The 26,355-nt window shown below is 29.3% G+C and carries 2 protein-coding genes (1 of these 2 cut by a window edge); both read right to left on the bottom strand.

The window, feature by feature from the left end:
* Positions 1–24,904, bottom strand: partial view of a calcium-binding protein gene (locus RDY08_RS10565; protein WP_307905590.1) — the 5' portion only. It extends 797 nt beyond the left edge of the window; the window shows 24,904 of its 25,701 coding nt (coding positions 1–24,904); its start codon is at positions 24,902–24,904; the stop codon falls past the left edge of the window.
* Positions 24,901–26,355 carry a hypothetical protein gene (locus RDY08_RS10560; protein ID WP_307905589.1) on the bottom strand — a complete coding sequence of 485 codons (1,455 nt, stop codon included), beginning with the start codon at positions 26,353–26,355 and terminating at the stop codon, positions 24,901–24,903. The genes RDY08_RS10565 and RDY08_RS10560 overlap by 4 nt, the downstream gene beginning before the upstream one ends.

The raw sequence follows: 26,355 nt of genomic DNA, 5'->3' as shown, positions 1-26,355 counted from the left end.
CAAATGAGTCACTATTTAAAACTATTTTATAGTTATCTTTCCCTTTCGCCTCATTAATAGCAGTTTCAGAAATCACAATATTTTCATCAGAATTGCTTTTATCGTCAGTTAAAGGTAAATCGCTCGAACTACTTTCTCCTGCTATTTTAAACTCAAAATCTTTAACAACTGTTTTTTCAAATTCATCTTTAAATTGTATTATAGCTTTTAAATAATCCATATTATTTTGACTACTCATATTAACTATATCTTGTAATAAACTATTTACATGATTAGACAACTTGTTTTGATCTCCATTATTTATAAAGCTATTATAATTTTCTTGAGTTCCACTATATCCCATATTTGCAGTAATCGAACCATCTTTTTCAAATACTTTTACTGTTATATCTAAATTATATCTTGAAAATTTTAATTCTACATTATCAGAATTATAATTTAATTCAAATTTATCATTTTTAACAGTTTCAGCATCATTTGAACTATCATTAGTACTGCTATTATCTGTATTTTCTGTTGAATTATCATTGTTTGTTGTATCGTTTGTATTTGTTGAACTATTTCCTGTTAATTCATCTATTTTTAATTTATCCCATATAGTTCCATTTGAAAACTTTATTTCTTCTATTTTATGTGAATCATCTTTAAAATAGTCTCCTACGATAAATCTATCTGAAGTTCCATCTATTGTTCCTATTAAATAGTCTCCATTTTTACTCAATTGAAGATTTGATTCAGATATTCCATCTAATAAAGATATGATATCTTTATTCCCTTCTGTAGAGTCTATATCAAATATTACATCTTCTCCATAACCTTTACCAAATATATAAGTATCATTTCCTGTACTTCCTTGCAATTGATCATTTCCTGCTTTTCCATCTAAAATATCATCTTGATCGCTTCCAAATAGTGTTTCTGCTTTTGAAGTACCTATGATTTCTCTCGATTTTTCTTCTATTGTTGATTGATTCCATTTAGTTCCATCTGAAAATTCTATTTGTTCTATTTTGTTGTTAGAATCTTTAAAGTAATTATTAACTATTATCCTATCTTCTGTACCTACTATTGATACTATCAAACTATCTCCATTTTTTCTTACTATAATATCTCCTGCTTTTATATTGTCTGTAAATTTTATGGAATCTACTCCTGATTCTTCAAATATTACATCTTCTCCATAGCCTTTGCCAAATATATACGTGTCATTTCCGCTACTTCCTTGAAGGTGATCATTTCCTGCTTTTCCATCTAAAGTATCATCTTGATCACTTCCAAATAGTGTTTCTGCTTTTGAAGTACCTATGATTTCTCTCGATTTTTCTTCTATTGTTGATTGATTCCATTTAGTTCCATCTGAGAATTCTATTTGTTCTATTTTATTATTAGAATCCTTAAAGTAGTTATTAACTATTATCCTATCTTCTGTACCTAGTATTGATACTATCAAACTATCTCCATTTTTTCTTGCTATAATATCTTCTGCTTTTATATTGTCTATAAATTTTATAGAATCTACTCCTGATTCTTCAAATATTACATCTTCTCCATAACCTTTGCCAAATATATACGTGTCATTTCCTACTCCACCTTGTAATTGGTCGTTTCCTATTCCGCCATCTAACAGATCATTTCCTGTTCCAGAAATTAATAGATCATTTCCTTCATTTCCTAAAAGGGTATCATCTCCTCCAAAAGAATATAACTTATCATCACCAGCAAAACCATGTAAAATATCATTTTGATCATCAAATCCTCTTACTTCATCATTAGAATCCGTTCCATAAATATTTTCATATTTTTCTTTTATAATCGCTTTGTTCCAAAGTGTTCCATCAGAAAACTCTATATTTTCTATTTTTCCATTTTCAACATTTATAGCAGTTACCATATAATTAAAAAAGTCCCATATTTTTATGCTCTCTTCTGTTCCTTTTATTTTTAACATAACATCATTTTGAACTCTTACTATTTCTATATCTTCCGGTTTTATATTTTCACCAAATTTTATTGTATCTGAATCCCCTCCAGTTTCAAAAATTGTGTCGCTTCCATCTCCTTTATTAAATATATAAGTATCTTTTGCCGAACTACCATGTAATTCATCATCTCCTAAACCACCTGTTATTATATTCCCATCTACTCCACGACCATATAATCCGTCATCACCTTCATAACCATTTATTATATTTTTCCCTAAATTATGACCTATTGTATAATCCTCTTCTTTTGTCCCATCAAATATATTTACTAAATTTTTACCAATATCCAAGTTTTCCCAAATTACTCCATTAGAAAATTCTATATTTTCTATTTTATATTTATCCATATCATAGTCTTTACTCTCTAAATATCCATTACCTCTAAAATAGTTTTTTATTACTATTTTATTATCACTATTTTTTATCCTTATTTCCAAATTTTCATTTGTAGAAAACAGCTCTATTTCTTCTGGTAGAATATCTTTCAATAATATTTTATCTAATTCACCTCCTTCATCATAAATTGTATCTACTCCATCTCCTTTACTATAAACATATGTATCATTTCCTACTCCACCAAACAATTTGTCAATACCTGTATTTCCTGTTAAAGTATCATCACCTGCATTTCCATATAGAGTGTCATTTCCTGCATTACCTTTTAATATATCATTACCTAATCCACCATATATTATATCTATTCCTTCATTCCCTGATAATATGTCATCTCCTATATCTCCATACAAATTATCATTGCCTGATCCACCTTCTAAAGTGTCTTTCCCTAATCCTCCTGATAAAATATCATCTCCTATATCTCCATACAAATTATCATTGCCTGATCCACCTTCTAAAGTATCTTTCCCTAGTCCTCCTGTTAGGCTATCATCTCCTTCGTTTCCATGTAAATTATCATTTCCTGTGCCACCTTCTAATATATCATTCCCTAGTCCTCCTGTTAGGCTATCATCTCCTTTGTTTCCATATAGTTTATCATCTCCCGCGTTTCCATATAAAGTATCATTACCATCATTTCCTGACAATTCATCATTGCCTGATATTCCATATAATGTGTCATTACCTTCTGTACCTTCTACTTTTGTTGTTTGACTTTCTATATCTGAAACATTCCATATCTCATCATTGCCAAACTCTATATTTTCTATCTTATTATTAGTATTAAAATAATTTTTTATTGTTATTATATCCTTTGTTTCTTTTATTATTATCTTTAAGTCATTAGAATTATTTAATGTTCTTTTTAATTCTATCTCTTCTGAATTTATATCTGTTAATTTTAGTTTATCTATTCCTTCGGTATCAGAGATAGTATCATTCCCATCTCCTTTTGCATATACATATGTATCATTGCCTGAGCCACCTTCTAAAGTATCGTTTCCTGTCCCACCTGTTAATATGTCGTCTCCTATATTTCCATACAACTTGTCAGAACCTGCTCCGCCCACTAATTCATCATTTCCTATGTTACCTTTTAGTATGTCATCGCCTGCATTTCCATATAGTTTATCATCACCTGATTCTCCATATAAAGTATCATTTCCGTCATTTCCTGACAAATTATCATTTCCTGATATTCCATATAGCGTGTCATTACTTTCTGTCCCTTCTACTTTTGTTGCTTGACTTTCTATATCAGACACATTCCATATCTCATCATTTCCAAATTCTATACTTTCTATCTTATTATTAGTATTAAAATAATTTTTTATTGTTATTATATCTTCTGTTTCTTTCATTACTATATTTAGATCAAGAGAATTATTTAATGGTCTTTTTAATTCTATCTCTTCTGGATTTATATCTGTTAATTTTATCTTATCTGTTCCTTCTGTATCAGAAATAGTGTCATTTCCATCTCCTTTTGCATATACATAGGTATCATTTCCATCTCCGCCTTCTAAAGTATCATTTCCTATGCCACCTGATAATATGTCGTCTCCTATATTTCCATACAACTTGTCAGAACCTGCTCCGCCCACTAATTCATCGTTTCCTATGTCACCTTTTAATATGTCATCGCCTGTATTTCCGTATAGTTTATCATCACCTGATTCGCCATATAAAGTATCATTCCCATCATTTCCTGATAATTCATCATTCCCTGATATTCCATATAGTGTATCAGCTGTTTCTGTTCCATCTCCTTTTGTTGATTGACTTTCTATATCAGACACATTCCATATCTCATTATTTCCAAATTCTATACTTTCTATCTTATTATTAGTATTAAAATAATTTTTTATTGTTATTATATCTTCTGTTTCTTTTATTATTATCTTTAAGTCATTAGAATTATTTAATGGTCTTTTTAATTCTATTTCTTCTGGATTTATATCTGTTAATTTTATCTTATCTGTTCCTTCTGTATCAGAAATAGCGTCATTTCCATCTCCTTTTGCATATACATATGTGTCATTTCCTGCTCCACCTTCTAAAGTATCATTTCCTATGCCACCTGATAATATGTCGTCTCCTATATTTCCATACAACTTGTCAGAACCTGCTTCGCCCACTAATTCATCGTTTCCTATGTCACCTTTTAATATGTCATCGCCTGTATTTCCGTATAGTTTATCATCACCTGATTCGCCATATAAAGTATCATTCCCATCATTTCCTGATAATTCATCATTCCCTGATATTCCATATAGTGTATCAGCTGTTTCTGTCCCATCTACTTTTGTTGCTTGACTTTCTATATCAGACGCATTCCATATCTTATCATTTCCAAATTCTATACTTTCTATCTTATTATTAGTATTAAAATAATTTTTTATTGTTATTATATCTTCTGTTTCTTTTATTATTATCTTTAAGTCATTAGAATTATTTAATGGTCTTTTTAATTCTATTTCTTCTGGATTTATATCTGTTAATTTTATCTTATCTGTTCCTTCTGTATCAGAAATAGCGTCATTTCCATCTCCTTTTGCATATACATATGTATCAGAACCTGCTCCACCTTCTAAAGTATCATTTCCTATGCCACCTGATAATATGTCATCTCCTATATTTCCATACAACTTGTCATTTCCTGCTCCGCCCACTAATTCATCATTTCCTGATATTCCATATAGCGTATCATCTGCTTCTGTTCCATCTACTTTTATTGCTTGACTTTCTATAGTTTCTACATTCCATACCTCATTATTTCCGAATTCTATACTTTCTATCTTGTTATTAATATTAAAATAATTTTTTATTGTTATTATATCTTCTGTTTCTTTTATTACTATATTTAGATCAAGAGAATTATTTAATGGTCTTTTTAATTCTATTTCTTCTGGATTTATATCTGTTAATTTTAGTTTATCTGTTCCTTCTGTATCAGAGATAGTGTCATTCCCATCTCCTTTTGCATAGACATATGTATCCTCTCCTGCTCCGCCTAATAAATTATCATTTCCTATGCCACCTGTTAGTATGTCATTTCCTGACATTCCATATAATTTATCATTGCCTCCTAAACCATTCAATTTATCTGATTCTGCAAATAGCCCTTCTAATACATCCTCATTTTCTGTCCCATTTACGATTAATCCTTGTTTGTGTAACTCTTCAGCAGATAATTCACTACCATCACTAAATTGTATTTTATCTAGCTTCCTTCCACTATACCAACCTTCTACAGTTATTTTATCCCCTTCTGTTGGCATATCCAAAATTAGATCTTTTTCTTTTCTGTATATTTTTAAATTTTCTTTGCTTATTCCTTCGCCTAATTCTAAAATATCTCCGATTTCTTTTTTAGATTCAATATATATATTCTCTTCTAATAAATCTACTATTTCATTAGCTTCATATAAACTTGGAATTATAAGCATTCTTAAAGGAAAATGTCCATCTTTTAAATATCCGTATATATTATCTCCGCTTCTTGTATAGTTCACTTTATTTTCTTCTCCTAATGTTTCTGGTAACATTAGGAGAAATATATTTGGATCATTTCTGCTTCGATCCTTCGAATGAGCATATGTATATTCTGTCCCTCCAAGATTTATTACACCAGTATTATACTCTTCATTTCCATCTGAACCTAAATTTCCACCTGTTGTTACTGCTATTTCTCCAGTATAATCTCCTATTGAATTTAATTTTATTTCTAATATATTATCACTTATGTATTGAACTTTTGAGCTGAATTCCACTCCACCGACTTCATGATTAACAGGAACCCCATCTTTTGAACCTAAATTAATATTAGATATAGTTTTCCCATTTATAGTTATTGATGTATTCCCAAAGCCATCAAAGGCATCTCGTCCTCCATCACTCCAATGTTGACCATTCCAGTCTTGAATTGCTTTCCAGTTCCAATTTTCATTAGCTAATCCAATCAAATTAAAATCTATATTACTTCCATTTACTTTTATTTTATCTGATCCATCTCCCATATTATAGATATATTTATTTGAACCCACTCCACCTGACAATTCATCATTTCCTGCTCCGCCCACTAATTCATCATTTCCTATGTCACCTTTTAGTATGTCATCTCCTGCATTTCCGTATAGTTTATCATCACCTGCATTTCCATATAAAGTATCATTCCCATCATTTCCTGACAAATCATCATTTCCTGATATTCCATATAATGTGTCATTTTCTTCTGTTCCAGATATTTTGGTTGTTTGACTTTCTATAGTCTCTACATTCCATATCTCATTATTTCCAAATTCTATACTTTCTATCTTATTATTAGTATTAAAATAATTTTTTATTGTTATGATATCCTCTGTTTCTTTTATTAATATATTTAAGTCAGTAGAATTATTTAATGGTCTTTTTAATTCTATTTCTTCTGGATTTATATCTGTTAATTTTAGTTTATCAGTTCCTTCGGTATCATAAATTGTATCGTTTCCATCTCCTTTTGCATACGTATATGTGTCATTTCCTGCTCCACCTTCTAAATTATCGTTTTCTGTCCCACCTGTTAATATGTCATCGCCTGCATTCCCATATAATTTATCATTGCCTGTTCCACCTATTAATTCATCATTTCCTATGTTACCTTTTAATATGTCATCGCCTACATTTCCGTATAAAGTATCATCTCCTGATTCTCCATATAAAGTATCATTCCCATCATTTCCTGACAAATCATCATTTCCTGATATTCCATATAATGTGTCATTTCCTTCTGTTCCAGATATTTTGGTTGTTTGACTTTCTATAGTCTCTACATTCCATATCTCGTCATTTCCAAATTCTATACTTTCTATCTTATTATTAGTATTAAAATAATTTTTTATTGTTATTATATCTTCTGTTTCTTTCATTACTATATTTAGATCAAGAGAATTATTTAATGGTCTTTTTAATTCTATTTCTTCTGGATTTATATCTGTTAATTTTACTTTATCTGTTCCTTCTGTATCAGAAATAGTGTCATTTCCATCTCCTTTTGCATATGTATATGTGTCATTTCCTGCTCCACCTTCTAAAGTATCGTTTCCTATGCCACCTGTTAGTATGTCATCTCCTGACATTCCATATAATTTATCATTTCCTGTCCCACCTATTAATTCATCATTTCCTATGTTACCTTTTAATATATCATCGCCTGCATTTCCGTATAGTTTATCATCACCTGATTCTCCATATAAAGTATCATTCCCATCATTTCCTGACAAATCATCATTTCCTGATATTCCATATAATGTGTCATTTCCTTCTGTTCCAGATATTTTGGTTGTTTGACTTTCTATAGTCTCTACATTCCATATCTCGTCATTTCCAAATTCTATACTTTCTATCTTATTATTAGTATTAAAATAATTTTTTATTGTTATTATATCTTCTGTTTCTTTCATTACTATATTTAGATCAAGAGAATTATTTAATGGTCTTTTTAATTCTATTTCTTCTGGATTTATATCTGTTAATTTTAGTTTATCTGTTCCTTCGGTATCAGAGATAGTATCATTTCCATCTCCTTTTGCATATACATATGTATCATTTCCTACTCCACCTTCTAAAGTATCGTTTCCTGTCCCACCTGTTAATATGTCATCTCCTGTATTCCCATATAATTTATCATTGCCTATTCCGCCTATTAATTCATCATTTCCTATGTCACCTTTTAATATGTCATCGCCTGCATTTCCGTATAAAGTGTCATCTCCTGATTCTCCATATAAAGTATCATTCCCATCATTTCCTGACAAATCATCATTTCCTGATATTCCATATAATGTGTCATTTCCTGCTGTTCCAGATATTTTGGTTGTTTGACTTTCTATAGTCTCTATATTCCATATCTCGTCATTTCCAAATTCTATACTTTCTATCTTATTATTAGTATTAAAATAATTTTTTATTGTTATTATATCTTCTGTTTCTTTTATTATTATCTTTAAGTCATTAGAATTATTTAATGGTCTTTTTAATTCTATCTCTTCTGAATTTATATCTGTTAATTTTAGTTTATCTATTCCTTCGGTATCAGAGATAGTATCATTCCCATCTCCTTTTGCATATACATAGGTATCATTTCCTGCTCCGCCTTCTAAAGCATCGTTTCCTACGCCACCTGTTAGTATGTCATCGCCTGACATTCCATATAATTTATCATTGCCTCCTAAACCATTCAATTTATCTGATTCTGCAAATAATCCTTCTAATACATCCTCATTTTCTGTCCCATTTACGATTAATCCTTGTTTGTGTAATTCTTCAGAAGATAATTCACTACCGTCACTAAATTGTATTTTATCTAGCTTCCTTCCACTATACCAACCTTCTACGGTTATTTTATCCCCTTCTGTTGGCATATCCAAAATTAAATCTTTTTCTTTTCTGTATATTTTTAAATTTTCTTTGCTTATTCCTTCGCCTAATTCTAAAATATCTCCGATTTCTTTTTTAGATTCAAAAAATATATTCTTTTCTAATAAATCTACTATTTCATTAGCTTCATATAAACTTGGAATTATAAGTATTCTTAAAGGAAAATGTCCATCTTTTAAATATCCGTATATATTATCTCCGCTTCTTGTATAGTTCACTTTATTTTCTTCTCCTAATGTTTCCGGTAACATTAGAAAAAATATATTTGGATCATTTCTGCTTCGATCCTTCGAATGAGCATATGTATATTCTGTCCCTCCAAGATTTATTACACCTGTATTATACTCTTCATTTCCATCTGAACCTAAATTTCCACCTGTTGTTACTGCTATTTCTCCAGTATAATCTCCTATTGAATTTAATTTTATTTCCAATATATTATCACTTATGTATTGAACTTTTGAGCTGAATTCCACACCCCCAACTTCATGATTAACAGGAACACCATCTTTTGAACCTAAATTAATATTAGATATAGTTTTCCCATTTATAGTTATTGATGTATTCCCAAATCCATCAAAGGCATCTCGTCCTCCATCACCCCAACGTTGACCATTCCAATCTTGAGTTGCTTTCCAGTTCCAATTTTCATTAGCTAATCCACTCAAATTAAAATCTATATTACTTCCATTTACTTTTATTTTATCTGCTCCATCTCCTATATTATAAATATATTTATTAGAACCCGCTCCACCTGACAATTCATCATTTCCTGCTCCACCAGTTAATATATCATCTCCCGTACCACCAGATAAATTATCATCTCCTAATTCACCAGATAAATTATCATTTCCTTTATCTCCAACTAATATATCATCTCCCATACCACCAATTAGAACATCATCTCCTGTTTCACCATTTATATAATCATTTCCTGCTTTTCCTGTTATCTGATCATTTCCTGATATTCCATATATTACATCATCAGCTTCTGTCCCATCTACTTTTGTTGTTTGACTTTCTATAGTCTCTGCATTCCATATATCATTATTTTTAAACTCTATAGTCTCTATTTTATTAGAATTAAAATAATTTTTTATTGTTATTATCTCTTTTGTTTCTTTTATTACTATATTTAGGTCATTAGAGTTATTTAATGGTCTTTTTAATTCTATTTCTTCTGGATTTATATCTGTTAATTTTAGTTTATCCGTTCCTTCTATATCGTAGATTGTATCATTTCCATCTCCTTTTGAATAGACATATGTGTCATTCCCTGCTCCGCCATCTAGATTATCATCACCTATACTTCCTTCTAATATGTCAGAACCTGCTCCACCTAATAAATTATCATTTCCTATTCCACCTACTAACGTATCATTCCCTTCATTTCCTTCTAAATAATCATTTCCTGCTCCACCTTCTAATACATCATCTCCTATTTGCCCTAATAATCTATCATCTCCTTCATTTCCATATAGTTTATCATCGCCTGCTCCTCCAGATAATATATCATTACCTTCATTTCCTAATAACTCATCATCGCCTGTTTCTCCATATAAATTATCATTTCCTGCTTTTCCCTCTATTTTATCTGTTCCTATAGAACCATAAAGCCAAGCATTATTCCCTTCATCTCCTATTATATTTATTCCTTCTAATAAAAACTCTTCTGTTTTTATGCTTACATCACTAAATTCTAAATTTTCTATTTTATTGTTATTGTTTTTAAAATAGTCTTTTATCACTATTTTTTCATTACTACCTTTTATTCTTATTTCTAAATCATCTGTATAGACTGTATTCCAATAATTTATACGTTTCTGAGCTTTTACTCTTTTTAATTCTACTTCATCTTTATTTAAATCTTTTAATACTATTTTATCTAATTCTCCTGCATTATCTATTATTGTATCTACTCCATCTCCTTTTGAATAGACATATGTGTCATTCCCTGCTCCGCCATCTAGATTATCATCACCTATACTTCCTTCTAATATGTCAGAACCTGCTGCTCCTAATAAATTATCATTTCCTATTCCACCTACTAACGTATCATTTCCTTCATTTCCATCTAATACATCATTTCCTGCTCCACCTTCTAATACATCATCTCCTATTTGCCCTAATAATCTATCATCTCCTTCATTTCCATATAGTTTATCATCGCCTGTTCCTCCAGATAATATATCATTACCTTCATTTCCTAATAACTCATCATCGCCTGTTTCTCCATATAAATTATCATTTCCTGCTTTTCCCTCTATTTTATCTGTTCCTATAGAACCATAAAGCCAAGCATTATTCCCTTCATCTCCTATTATATTTATTCCTTCTAATAAAAACTCTTCTGTTTTTATGCTTACATCACTAAATTCTAAATTTTCTATTTTATTGTTATTGTTTTTAAAATAGTCTTTTATCACTATTTTTTCATTACTACCTTTTATTCTTATTTCTAAATCATCTGTATAGATTGTATTCCAATAATTTATACGTTTCTGAGCTTTTACTCTTTTTAATTCTACTTCATCTTTATTTAAATCTTTTAATACTATTTTATCTAATTCTCCTGCATTATCTATTATTGTATCTACTCCATCTCCTTTTGAATAGACATATGTATCATCTCCTGCGTATCCATATGCTACATCATTTCCTTTGTCCAATACAAATTTGTCATCTCCCAAATATCCATATAAATTATCTATTCCGTTACTTCCTATTACTTCTATTCCTTCTTTTAATCTCTCTTCTAAATTAAACTCTTTATCTAAACAAACTACTTTTTCTACTTTGTATTTATCATTTGCAAAATAATTTTCTATTATTATCTTATCTAAACTATTTTTTATTGTTATTTCTAAATTATTATTTGCTCTTTTATAATTTAATTCTTCTGAATTTATATCTTCCAGTCTTAGTATGTCTGCTCCATTATTTTCTTTTATTATATCTAAATTATCTCCTTTTCTGTAAATATATGTATCATCTCCTGCTTCTCCATACAATACATCATTTCCTTTGTCTCCTTCTAATACATCATTTCCAATTTGTCCTAATAATATATCATCACCATTTTTACCTATTAAAGTATCATTTCCTACCCCTATTAAAGTTTCATCTTTATCTGTACCAATTACTGCATAATCTAATTTTTCTAATTCTTTTAAAGTTATAATTGTATCATCTGCAAATTTAATTGCAGATTGATAATTATCATTTGCAAAATAATTTTTTATAATTAACGAATCATCTAAATTATCTTTTATATTTATTTTTAAATCATTTCCTTTTCTTGTATAGCTCATATTTTCTGGTTTTAATGTTTCTTTAAGTAAAACTATATCATTTTTTTTAGGGGAAATTATAGTGTCATGTCCAGAATTTTCTCCAAAAATATATACATCATTTCCGCTATTTCCCACTAATTTATCATTTCCGCCTTGTCCATCTATTATATTTTTCCCATTAGAACCATATATAGTTTCACTTTTATTTGTACCTATTATATTGTATGATTCATTTAATTTTGCTAATATATTATTACCTTCTAAAACACTATCCCCAAATTCTATTCTGTTAATATAGTTGTTGCTTATTACATTTTTTACTGTTAGAACTTCTCTTGTGCTTATTATTTCTATTCTTAAATCATTCCCATTTTTCGCAAATCTTATATCATCCGACATTACTCCTGTCATTTTTATTACGTTATTATTATTTGGTCTCCAATAATATGAAGGAGTATCATAAATAGTGTCATGTCCATAACCTCTTCCAAAAACATAGGTATCACTTCCATATCCACCTTTTAATAAATCATTTCCATCTTTTCCATCTAAAATGTCATTTCTTTCTCCACCTGTTATTACTTCATCTAATGAACTTCCTACTAAATTTTTCTCTATACTGTTTCCTCTTATGTATGAAATATAATCTTCTAAATTTTTCTCCTTCATATCTGAAAAAACTAATTTACTTATTTTTTTTGTTCCATTAAAATAATCTTTCACTCTTATGGAATTATCACTATTTTTTTCTCTTATTATTAAATCATTTTCATCTATATTTACTTCTATATCCTCTTTTTCTATCCCATCTAAAAATCGTACAACATTTATATCTCTACTATTATTACTCTCATAAATTATATCTTCTCCGAAGTTTTTCTTAAATATATAAGTATCGCTACCATCTTTACCTATTAAACTTTCATTATTAACTGTACTTTCTAACTTATCTTTTGAATTTGTACCTATTATTTTGTCTTCTTCTATTTGCATTATTTCTGGTTTGTTTAAAATAAAATTTAATTTTTCTCTATCCCACACAGTTCCATTACTAAATTCTAAACTTAATGAATTTAGCAAACTATTTAAATTACTATTTTTTATTATTATCCTATCAGGAGAAGATGTTATTTTTATAACAAAATCATTACCTTTTTTAATTATTTTAACTTCATCTTCTGATACATTATCTAAAAATTTTATTTTATCTTTTCCATTTAATGCTATCTCATCAATTCCATATCCTTTACCAAAAATATATGTATCATTTCCTAATTGTCCATCAAGATGGTCATTCCCTTCTCCGCCATCTATTATATCATCTATTACACTTCCGTATATATTGTCTTCTCCACCATATCCTTTTATATTTCCAATACCATTTAGATTATTTATTCCATTATCTCCCTCTAGCGGAGTAAATATAACGTTTGAATTTATTTTATCTTTTTTCCAAATTGTTCCGTCTTCTTCAAATACTATATTTTCTATTCCGCTTCCTTCATTTTTAAAATAATTTACTACTTTAATTTTATTTTCGCTATTTTTTAATTTTATTATTAAATTAAATTCCTCATTTGTCAACTCTATCTCTTCCGATAATATGCCATCTTCAAATACTATTTTGTCAGTTCCACTTACTTCATATATTGTATCTTCTCCAAAATTTCTTCTGAATACATATCTATCATCACCATAATTCCCTTTTAAGATATCATTTCCTGTACCACCATTTAAAAGATCATCACCATAATTCCCATCAAGATAATCATCTCCTGTGCCACCTTCCATTATATTAGCTCCATAGTTTCCATATAGTTTATCATTTCCTGCTCTTCCATACATTTCATTTCCGTTTTTCAATGTATCATTTCCTATTCCACCATCTAATACATTTCCAGAGGCTAAATAATCATCTCCTTCTTCTCCAAATAATTGGTACCCACCAGATAAATTATCATTTCCTGTACCACCATACAATCTATCATTATTCCAATTTCCTCTTAATACATCATTTCCTTCATTTCCATACAATTCATCTTTACCACTTCCTGCTTCTAAATAGTCATCTCCTATGCCACCTTTTAGAACATCATTTCCTTCATTTCCATATAGTTTATCGTTACCTTCATTCCCTTCTATTATATCATTTCCTGATTCGCCATAAATAATATCTACTCCTTCATTTCCATAGATAATATCATTTCCTGCTCCACCTTTTAGAGTGTCATCTCCTATGCCACCATATATTTTATCATCTTCATTTTCGCCATAGATAATATCATTCCCTGAATCTCCTTTTAAGATATCACTTCCAGAACCACCATAAATAGTATCTACCCCATCTTCACCATAAATAGTATCATTATCTGCTCCACCTTTTAAAATATCATCTCCAGAACCACCATAAATAGTATCATCTCCTGCTCCTGACTCTACTATATCTTTTCCTGCTCCTGCTTTTACCATATCATTACCAGCATACCCTGTTATAAATTCATCACTTTCTGTCCCGATAAGAGTATCATCATTTTCTGTTCCTAAAATTAAACCTAATCTTTCATCTATATCTTTTCTTTCCCATTCTACTCCATTAGCAAATACAAATTTTTCTACTTCATATAATTTATCTTTGAAATAATTTTTTATTGTTATGGTATCTGCTGTGTCAACAATACTAATTACTAAATCATAAACATCTCTTCTTGCTCTTAAATCACTTGGTAAAATTTCTTCTTTAAAAATAATTTTATCTAATCCATCAACTCTACTATCATAATTATTTATTACATCTTTACCATAACCTTTGCCAAATATATATTGGTCATCACCTATTCCACCTTCAAGATAGTCGTCTCCTGCTCCACCATCTAATATATCATGTCCTTCTCCTGATTTTAATATATCATTTCCAGAACCTCCATATAACTTGTCATCGCCTTTATTTGTTATTAAAGTATCATTTCCTTCATCTCCGTATAGTTTATCCGCTGCTGCAATTTCCATTGGTTCACCATCTTTAGTTGTTGTCATTCCTATACTTACTAAATAATCATTACCAATCCCACCATGTAATTCGTCATCTCCCAATCCACCATATATACGGTCATTACCTTCATCTCCGTATAATTTATCTGAACCAAAACCACCACTTATAGAATCATTTCCTGTGCCACCATATATTTCATCATCTCCTGCACCACCTGAAATATTGTCATAGCCTGATTCGCCATATAGCTTATCATTTCCTGTGCCACCAATTATAGAGTCATTTCCAGTATTTCCATGTAATTCATCTGAACCTGATTCGCCCATTATTGTATCATTTTCACTTCCACCATCTATATAGTCATTCCCTAATCCACCAGAAATATTGTCATAACCTGATTCGCCATATATTTTATCTGAACCTCCATCTCCTCTTATACTATCATTGCCTGTACCACCATGTACTTCATCATTATCTTCCCCTGCAAATATCGTATCATTCCCTGCATTTCCATATATTTTATCTGTTCCCAAAGTATCTTTTATTGTATCATTTCCTGCTCCACCTTCTATATAATCATTACCTAGTCCACCTTGTATATAATCATTACCTTCTTCTCCATATATTCTATCATTTCCTGCTCCACCAGATAGACTATCATTACCTGTGCCACCTTTTAAAATATCATTTCCTGTACCTGCTTCAATTTGATCATTTCCACTATCTCCATATAATTCATCACTTCCTGATTCTCCTAATAATTGATCATCACCTTCATCTCCATGTAATATATCATTTCCTGTACCACCTTTTATAGCATCGTTTCCTTTTCCTCCACTTACTTTATCATCTCCATCAAGACTTAATATTAAGTCTTCAACTTCTGTTCCTGTTATTTCATCTGCATTTTCTGTCCCAACTATTTTTAATTGTTCTGTAATATCATAAGTATCCCATTCTTCTCCTGTTGCAAAAATTATTTTTTCTATTTTATTATAGTTACTTTTAAAATAATCTTTTATTGTTAAACTATCCTTTATCTCATCCTCACCATTTTTTATACTTAGTATTACGTCATACCCTGATTTAGATAATTTTATATCATCTTTTGTTATATCGTCTGATAATATTATTTTATCAAAACCCCAACCTTCTTCATACACAGTATCTTTACCATAACCTCTGCCAAATATAAACTTATCGTCTCCCTCATTTCCATAAATAATATCATCTCCTGCTCCTCCATCTATGATATCATCTCCAAAATTTCCCATTAATATATCATTTCCTTTACTACCTTCTAATATATCGTTACCTGATCCACCTTTTAATAAATCATCACCACTATCTCCATATAATTTATCATTACCCCTTCCACCTATAACTGTATCATTCTCATCTCCACCATGTAGTTCATCTTCTCCATTTCCTCCAAATAAAAAATCTTCACCAACATCTCCTTTTAGTAAATCATTCCCTGAACCACCATAAAGATTATCATCTCCTGTATAACCTACTAAAGTATCGTCTCCAGCTCCTCCAGATAACAGATCATCTCCACTTCCTCCATCTATATAGTCATCTCCTGCTTGTCCTTCTAATCTATCTGCATCTTCTCCACCTAAAATTGTATCTCCTTTTATTCCACCAGATAAATAATCTTTTTCTCCATATCCATCAATATAATATTTGTAATCACTATAACTTCTTCCTATTCTTAATGATTTCTTATCCATAGAATAAGGATTAAATTTATCTTTTTTATCACTTCCATAAACATAAATTGGGTGATTTTGTATCTCATTTAAATCCCATACCAATCCATTTTCAAATTCTAAACCATATGAAAATCTTATCTCATCTATTTCACTTTTATGTTTGTCAAAAAAGTTAGCTATTTCAAGTTTTGAATTACTGCCTTTTACAGTTATATTAAGATTACCTCCATCTTTTATAAATTTTATCTCTTCTGGAGTTATATCTTGTAATTTTATTATTGTTTTATCGTATTTTCTTTCACTATTCAATTTATCCGTTCTATCTATTAATATATCTTTTTCATAATCTTTCCCAAAAACATAAGTATCATCGCCTGCTCCGCCATGTAATTCATCATCACCTATTCCACCATCTAATATATCATTTCCTGTTTCTCCATCTAAATAATCATTACCTAATCCACCGTTTAAATAATCATCACCTGTGCCACCATTTAATGTATCATCACCTGCTAAACCATATATAGTATCATTTCCACCTAATCCAAAAATTAAATCGTCTCCATTTGTACCATATAGTGTATCATCACCTTCTGTTCCTTTTATTATCCAAGCATCTGTTAATTCTTTTAAATTCAGCTCTTCTCCATTAGCAAATATCATCTTTTCCACTGCATATTTATCTGCTCTAAAATAATCTTTTATTGTTAAACTATCATCTGTATTTTTTATATATATTTTCAGATCATATGCTTTAAATTTTATCAATAAATCTTTTTTGGTTACTCCTTCTCCCATTACTATTAAATCTGTACCTGTATATTCATAGATAGTATCATTTCCATAATCTTTACCAAATTTATAAATGTCATCTCCTGAATCTCCATCTAATAAATCTTCTCCAGAGCCTCCATCTAATATATCATTCCCAGCATTACTTTTTAATACATCATCTCCTGAACCACCTATTAATATATCATTTCCACTATCATTTTTATCATCTGATATTAATATATCATTTCCTGCTCCGCCATCTAATATATCATCTCCTGAATTTCCATATAATTTATCATTTCCTGAACCTGCTTTAAGTGTATCATTCCCAGTTCCACCAGTTAATTTATCATTTCCTGTACCAGAATCAAGAATATCATCCCCTGATCCTCCGGTTAATTCATCATTTCCTTCATTAGATGTAAGTTTATCATTTCCATCTCCTCCATCTAAACTATCATTTCCATCTCCAGAAAGTAATATATCATCTCCTGATCCTCCAGTTAATATATTATTCCCTTTTTCTGTATAAATAAAGTCATTGCCTTCTCCACCATCTAATGTATCATTTCCATAGCCACCATATATTTTATCATTTCCATCTCCTCCATATATAGTGTCATCTCCTTCATTTCCTTTTAACTTATCGTTTCCTATATCTCCTTTTATTATGTCATTTCCATAACCACCATCTATATAATCATCTCCAGAATCCCCATAGATATGATCATTTCCTGAACCACCATATATTTTATCTGCTCCTTCTTCTCCATAGATTAAATCATTCCCTAATTTACCATCTATTGTGTCATCTCCTGCTCTTCCAAATATTACCTCTTCTCTTTCTGTTCCATTTAACTCATCTGCTGCATCTGTCCCTACTATTGCAAAACTTTTTAATATATCTTCTTCGTTCCATTTTTCGCCATTAGCAAAAATTATTTCTTCTATTTTATGTTCAAATTTTTCCCATCCTACTATATTCGAATCTTTATATCTTTTAGTTAATTCTTCTTTACTTAAAAAATAATCTTTTACTCTTATTTTATCTCTATCTTCATTGTATATTATTAATAAATCATCAAAATTTCTTGTTACTTTTATTTCATTTGATAACACATCTTTAAATACTATTTGATCTCTTCCTTGCAAATCAAATATTTCATCTTGATTATCTCCTTTTGAAAATACATAACTATCTCCCCATATTCCACCTTCTAATCTATCATTACCTGTTCCACCTTCTAAGATATCTCTTCCTCCATGTGGTATATATGTAGTATCTCCCATCATTCCATACTCTTCATCATTTCCATCTGCTATTAATGTATCATCTCCTGATCCTCCATATAGTTTATCATTTCCTTTTTGCCCTTCTATATAATCATCTCCTGATCCTCCATATAAAGTATCATCCCCTTCATGGTATCTTTTTAATACAGACATCTCTCTTACTACATTAACGTATCCATCTCCCCAAATAGTGTCATTACCTTCATCACCTTTTAATATATCATTATTTCTTCCACCTTCTATATAGTCATCTCCTGTTCCACCCTCTATATAGTCACTTCCACTCGATCTTGTTGGTTCCATTAAATATTCAAGATCTTCAAATATTGGTTTTTCTACTTTTTCTACACTATCTCTATAATTATATTCCTCTACCTCTGACCTTGTATCTCCATATAGTTTATCATTCCCTTCTCCGCCATATATCTTATCATCTTTATCTCCACCATATATATAATCATCCCCTCTATTTCCATATATAGTGTCTTCTTTTACTCCTCCTGATAAAGTATCATCCTTTTCTTTACCATTTATTATATATTTATGATGTTCATTTGTTGTATCTACCAATCCATCAAAAGTAAGATCTATTGCTCCATAATTATAATCTCCAATTACAAATTTATTTCCTTGTCCCACTTCTCCTTCATATATTACATCTCTATCCATTATTGCTAATCTATCCCAACTGCTTTCATCTTTAAACTCTATTTTTTCTATTTTTATTTTTGAATTATCAAAATAATCTTTTATTATCAAATCTCCACTATGATTTTTTATTTTTATATATAAATTTTTATCTGATACACTTTTTCTTATAAATTCCACATCTTCTGGCAAAGCATCTTTTAATTTTATTGTATCATTTCCAAAATCCTCTATTATTGTATCTGTCCCATAATTTTTACCGAATATATATGTGTCATCTCCATAAAATCCTTCTAATATATCATCTCCTGCTCCTCCATCTAATATATCATTCCCATCTTTTCCATCAAGATAGTCATCTCCTGATCCTCCTGTCAATGTATCATCTCCTAATCCTCCAACTATTAATTTATCCGCACTAGAATTTGATACATCTACTGTATTAGAATCTAATCTACTTAATATTATATTAGAATTACTATCTATATTTTCCATATCGCTTGCTTGAGTTATCTCTGTTATATTCATTATATTTTTGACCATATCAAAATCCCACACCTTTTCATCTGCAAAGTGTAGTTCTATTTTTCTATATTCTCCATCTTTAAAATATTTTTCTATTTTTAATGTTGAAGATACTTTTCCTTCTTCATCTAATACTTTTATCAGTAAATTTTCTTTATCTAATTCCAATTTTACTTCTGTTGATAATATATCTTTCATTTCCACTATATCATGTTTTTCATTTGCTATTGTTATCTCATTTCCTGCTTCATCTGTTGTTATAAATTTTTCTATATTATCATAATCATTTATAGTATCGTTTCCAGAATTTTTACTATAAACATATGTATCATTATTTGCTCCACCTTCTAAATAATCATCTCCTAATCCACCTTCTAATATATCATTGCCTTGTCCACCTTCTATATGGTCATTTCCTGCTCCGCCATATAACCTGTCATCATCATTATTTCCATATAATGTATCGTTACCTGTTCCACCTTTTATATAATCTTTCCCTTCTCCACCTGATAAATTATCACTACCTTCATTCCCATAAATATAATCATCTCCACCATTCCCAGCTATAGTATCATTACCTCTTCCACCTTTTATAGCATCTGCTACTGCTGTTCCTGATAAATTATCATTACACGATATCCCTCTTTTTATCAATCTATATAATACTTCATACTCATCCTTTGAATATATCTCTTTATTTAACTCTATTAATCTTAATCTCTCATTATAACTCAAATCAAAAAAATCCTCTTTTTTCATTTTTCCTATTAAATAATCTACTATCTCTGATGAATATCCTACACTATTCCCATCTTCTTTCTTTTGATTTTTTAAGAAATTTCCAAAAGCTTTATCTCCCTCTATTGGATTCATCTCTACTGAATTTACTAACCATTCTAAATCTTCATTTTGATTTGCAAAATAGCTTGTAAATCCTTTATAATCCATATATTTATCATATCCATTATAGATAAAATAACTCAACATATCTTTTAATAATTCTCTTCCATAAGTTGTATCATCTTTTAATTCTTTATCTATTGCACTTTTTAACTCATCTGTATTTATTGTTACTTTATCTCCTGTTATCTCCAATGTTGCCATATCTATATATTTTACTAAATGGGTTTTGCTTAACATCTCTGAATATATTCGCTCTTTTAATACTCTATACGCATCTTTTAATAATTCTGCTGAATATTTATCTGGATTCTTTTTCCCTTTGTTATCTGTCCACTCTTCCCCTAAAAATTTCTCCAATACCATTAATTGTCTTGCATCTATATACTTTCCTCTACTATCTTCTTCTACTTTACTTACTCCTGCCCATTGATAAATAAATTCACTTTCTACTAAATCTCTTCTTACTATTGGGTCTTTTTCTCTTTCAAATACTTTTGTCCAATATTCCAATTCTCCTGTTTTATCCTCTGTTATAGCTTGCAATAATGAATCCATATTTCCTGTTGCTTCTACATTTACTAGCCCTTTTATATCTTCTTTTAATTCTGTTATTCGTTCTCTTCTATCTATTGGATTCCTCTTTAATAAATACTCACTCATCTCATAACTTATTCCATTTGTCTTTGTATAACTCCCTAAACTTGATAATATATTCCCATTGTCTTTTTCTTCGCTTAATTTTGTTGATGATAAATTTAATGACTTTATCCCTAATTCTTCCATTGTTTTTAATTCATTTGCTTGGGATACTCCATCTTGATTTATATCTTGCCATACTCTTAAATCACTATATACTTCATCATTTTTATCTATTTTCCCATCTGCATTACTATCATATTCACTTAATGCTTCAAATCCACTATCTGCTTTTTTCCCATTTTTTAAATATGTTTGGTCTCCAAACAGTTCATCACCGCTTGTTATTTTATTATCACTATTTTTGTCTAACGCTAACATCCCATCTTCTGGTGTTACCCATCCTGTTTTTTCTGCAAATTGACTATTATCTAAATCAAAATAACTTCCATCTTCTAATTTTGTTGTCTTTACTCCATCTCCATTTAAATCTAATATTAATGGATCTAAATTTACATATTTTGCATATTTTGATAAATTTGCATCGGCTCTCATTGCCATAGCTCCGACTCCCCAACCCATATTATAAAATCCACTAAAAAACCCACATAATGGCATTTTTGAACCTTCTTCTACATAACTTCTTTCTATTTCATTTACTGCTGCTACTAATTTTTTTGATACTGGATTTACTTTTGCTATTGCCATATTTGTAGCTATTGTTCTCTCTACCATTCCCTTTATTGTATTATTTTCTATTCCTAAAATTGAAATTATCTTATCATACATTTCTGATGATAATAACACAGGTAAACCTTCTAATTCTATTCCCATATCATAATTTTGATAAGCTTTTACTTTTATTTTATCTCCATTACCATAATTTATTATTAAGTCTCCTGATGTATAATCTAATTCGTATTTTTCCCCTGATACTTCTAATTCATATTTATTATCGTTTACTTTCTTTGCTTTTCCTTTTATCTCTTGACCATCTATTACTATTTTCCCTCTATAACTTCCTCTTTGTAAAACTCTTTTTTCTCCTATGTCAAATAAACTTAATCCCCATTCGCCTCTTTCAAATATACTGTCTGATCCATCTCCTGTTTTAAATTCATAGATGTCATTTCCTAATCCACCTACCAGCATATCGTTGCCTTTTCCACCGTTTAGATAATCTGATGATTTATCTTTATCCTCTGATGTGGTGTATTGATATTCTCCTAATTCGATTAGGTGTCCGCTACCACCGTATAATTTGTCATTATCAGCTCCGCCATAAATACTATCTTTTCCTTTACCTCCATAAATTTTGTCATTTCCGCTATTCCCTTTTATTAATTCATCATCACCATAACCTATAATAATATTATCTTTTTCATTTCCTATTAATGGAAATCTTAAATGTTTTGAAAATATATCCAACTTCGAAGTATAATTTTCTTTTAATGGTATTATTTCACTTGGATTTAAAATTATAAATTTTTTATTTCCATCTAAATAATCTCCTATCCTTTTATCTTCTTTTAACCATAAATTTATTTCTGAATCTAAAACCTCTTTATAATCAAACCCTCTTTCCTCAAGATTACATCCACTTTCTTCTGAAGATACTTTTTCTACTATATTTTCTCCATCATATATTAGATATTCATTTCCTCCATCATAAAAATGAAAATAATTTTTTTCTTCATTTCCAAATTTTAATGCCATGTTTTTAGAATCATATAATATCGATTCTGACATATTTTTTAAAACCATTGATGCCATTTCACTTCTTGAGTAATTCCCTGTTTTCCTTACTATATTAATTTGTTTGGATTCACTCTCATACATTATTATATCTGTATTTCCGTCAAAATATATATGACTTTCATTTATATTTCCCATTACTTTATTATCATAATACCCAACAATATCATATTCTGGAAATTCTCCTGTTTTTCCTAAATCATTTAATAATTTTGTTACTCCTTCTACACTTCCTATTATCTTTTTTACCCCTTTTATCGTTGTATCTCCTGCTATTTTATCTTTCACTTCTTTCCAATGTTCAAGTAACCCTTTTGCTGTTCCATCTACCATTCCAGGTGCATCTACATCTAACTCTGTTGCCAGTTTTTCTCCTTTATATGTCCATTCTATAAAATTTGATGATGCTCCAAAAAAATTGTCTACTACATTAAAAAAATCTATATTCGCTTTTTTGACTTCTGTCATAAGTTCTGATACATCAAAATTCCCTGCTTTTACTTCTTCCCAATGTTCTGATAAATAAATCTTTAAACCTGCTGAAAATGGTTTTGATTCTGCAAACATTCCTACTCCTATTATTTGTGCAGGAAGTTCTCCAGATTTTATACCACTTACTCCTGAACTCATCATTGCACTCATTACATCTGCACTTAATCTATTTAAAATTACTTCTTTATACAAAATCTCTTTTACTGCTTCACTTGTATATTTTTTAGATCCAATTAATTTTAATTCTTCTAATTTATTGCCACTATTTCCATTTTGTTTATTATAACTTCTAACTTTCTCATTATATTTTTTTATTTCATTATTATAATCTTCTATTGCTTTTTTATATTCTTCTGGAAATTCTATATTAACTTCACCTTTTTTTAATACTTCATATCTACTTCTCAATACAGAATTTTCTAAAGAAATTCCTTCCTCTCCTAATTTTCCATTATTCTTTCCCATTATCGTTTCATTTTTTACACCTAACTCTGATAGAGTATATTCTACTCCATTCTTAAATATATCCATTACTCCTGAAATTGAAGAATCTGCCAATTGTACTCCACATTTCTTCACCACTGCTGTAAACGCAGGAGCATATACTGCAAACATATCTCCAAATATTTTACTTTTTAATTCTGTTGGATTTCCTGCTGCAAGTTTATCCACTATTTCATGCGTATCTACAAATAAAGAGGCTATCATCGACTTAAACTCATCTTCACTTTTTGCATTCTTTTCAAAATTTGTCCCCAATGTTAATCTCACACTTTCTGAAAATAGACTTTTACCTACTTCATCAAATGTTTCTGAACTACTCATCTTACCTGTCCCTTTTAATGCTCCTAAAAATGTTAGTGCATAATCTTCTGTTCCTATATAGTCATCTAACATATCTGCAAAATTCCATGCATTTCTCTTCCTTATTTTCTCTTGTAATTCATCTATTTTAGTGTTATTAAAGTGTCCGTCGTCGTAGAATAGTTTGATTGTTTCTTCCACACCATCTCTTGAAATATAAATCCAATTATCTTTACCTTTTATCAATTTCACTTTTTTCATATTGACATTCAAACTCATTTTTTAATACCTCCTGTTATATTTTTAAATTCATTTTTTAACGATTCATTTTTTAATTTTGTTTGTTTTTTCAAAATTAAATACTTTTTTATATTATCTTCTAACTTTCCAACCATAATATTTTTTAATACTTCTAAATATTTTTCTTTGTTAATTTCATATTCATATATCTCACTTTCTAAATTATTCAATCTTTTTATTTCAAATATATTATTTATTTCTGAACTTACTTTACTATAGGTATCACTTCCATCTCCAGAAAAATAACTTTCATATTTATATGAATTTTTATCTACTCCACCTTCTATTCTTGTATCATTATATTCATAACTTCCTCTTAAAAAACTCACTTTAAATTTAATTTCATCATTAGTATTTAATACATATCTTTGATCATAAAGAGAATAATAATTTTTATATTTCTTATAATCAAATTTATCCTTGCTGATATATTCAATATAGTCAACTATAATAATTTTACTCTCATCTCCAACCCTCTCCCTTTTCACAATAGCCTTATCCTTTCCAACCATTGTTTCTGTTACTGTAGCAAACATCTTATCTCCATCATAATACCTTGTTATTATTTCTCCTTTTTTTATATCAAAATTAGTCTCACTTCTTATTGCGTTAAATTTATTCTTCCTCAATACAAATTTCTTTATTAATTTTCCTTTATCATCATATTCTTTATCTATTTCTACATATATCTTATTCCATTCCTCTGAAAGCACTTCATAATCTATCATCTTTTTTTCTCTTTTCTTCTTCCCTATATTATAATCTATTACCTCTTTTTCATAATAATCCATTGGTTTTAATTTATATTCTCTTGTTAATTCGCCTTTTTCATTATAACTATATTCTGTATAATAAACATCTCCTGTTCTAATTCCATCAAATAAATATGTCTCCCTTTCCTCTGATTCTATATCTTTTGCTTTCCTTATTATGCTCCCTTTGTAATAAAATGGTGAGGTTAATACCTTTTTTATTATTCTGCCTTTTTCATCATATATATACCCTTCCTCTTTGGGATATGGACGTACCTTTTCTGACGCTCCTCCTCTTCCCGAACTCCAACTTGATTGCTGTATTCCTCGTGTATCTTCTATTCTATATATTAACCTATCCTCTTTATCATAATAATTTATCTGTAACATATGTTTTTTTTCATAATCTTTTTTCTTTATCACCTCTTTTCTCGCTATATTCTTTTTTATTGTTTCTTTGAATTTATATTCCTTTTTAAAATCTTTTGGATATTTTTGCCATATAAATTGTTTGGGAATATATAATATCTTCTTTTTAACCTTTGATTCTTTTAATGCTTTTTTTACTGGTTGTCTTACACTACTTATTATTCCTAATATAAATAATATTAATATTCCTATTAATATCAATATTATCTTCTTGGAATTCCTTTGTAACATCTCTTTAAATGCTCTCAC

Source organism: Haliovirga abyssi, from assembly GCF_030295325.1.
GTDB lineage: Bacteria > Fusobacteriota > Fusobacteriia > Fusobacteriales > Haliovirgaceae > Haliovirga > Haliovirga abyssi.
Note: the sequence above shows the minus strand (reverse complement) of the source record. Positions and strands in the feature narration are given on the sequence as shown.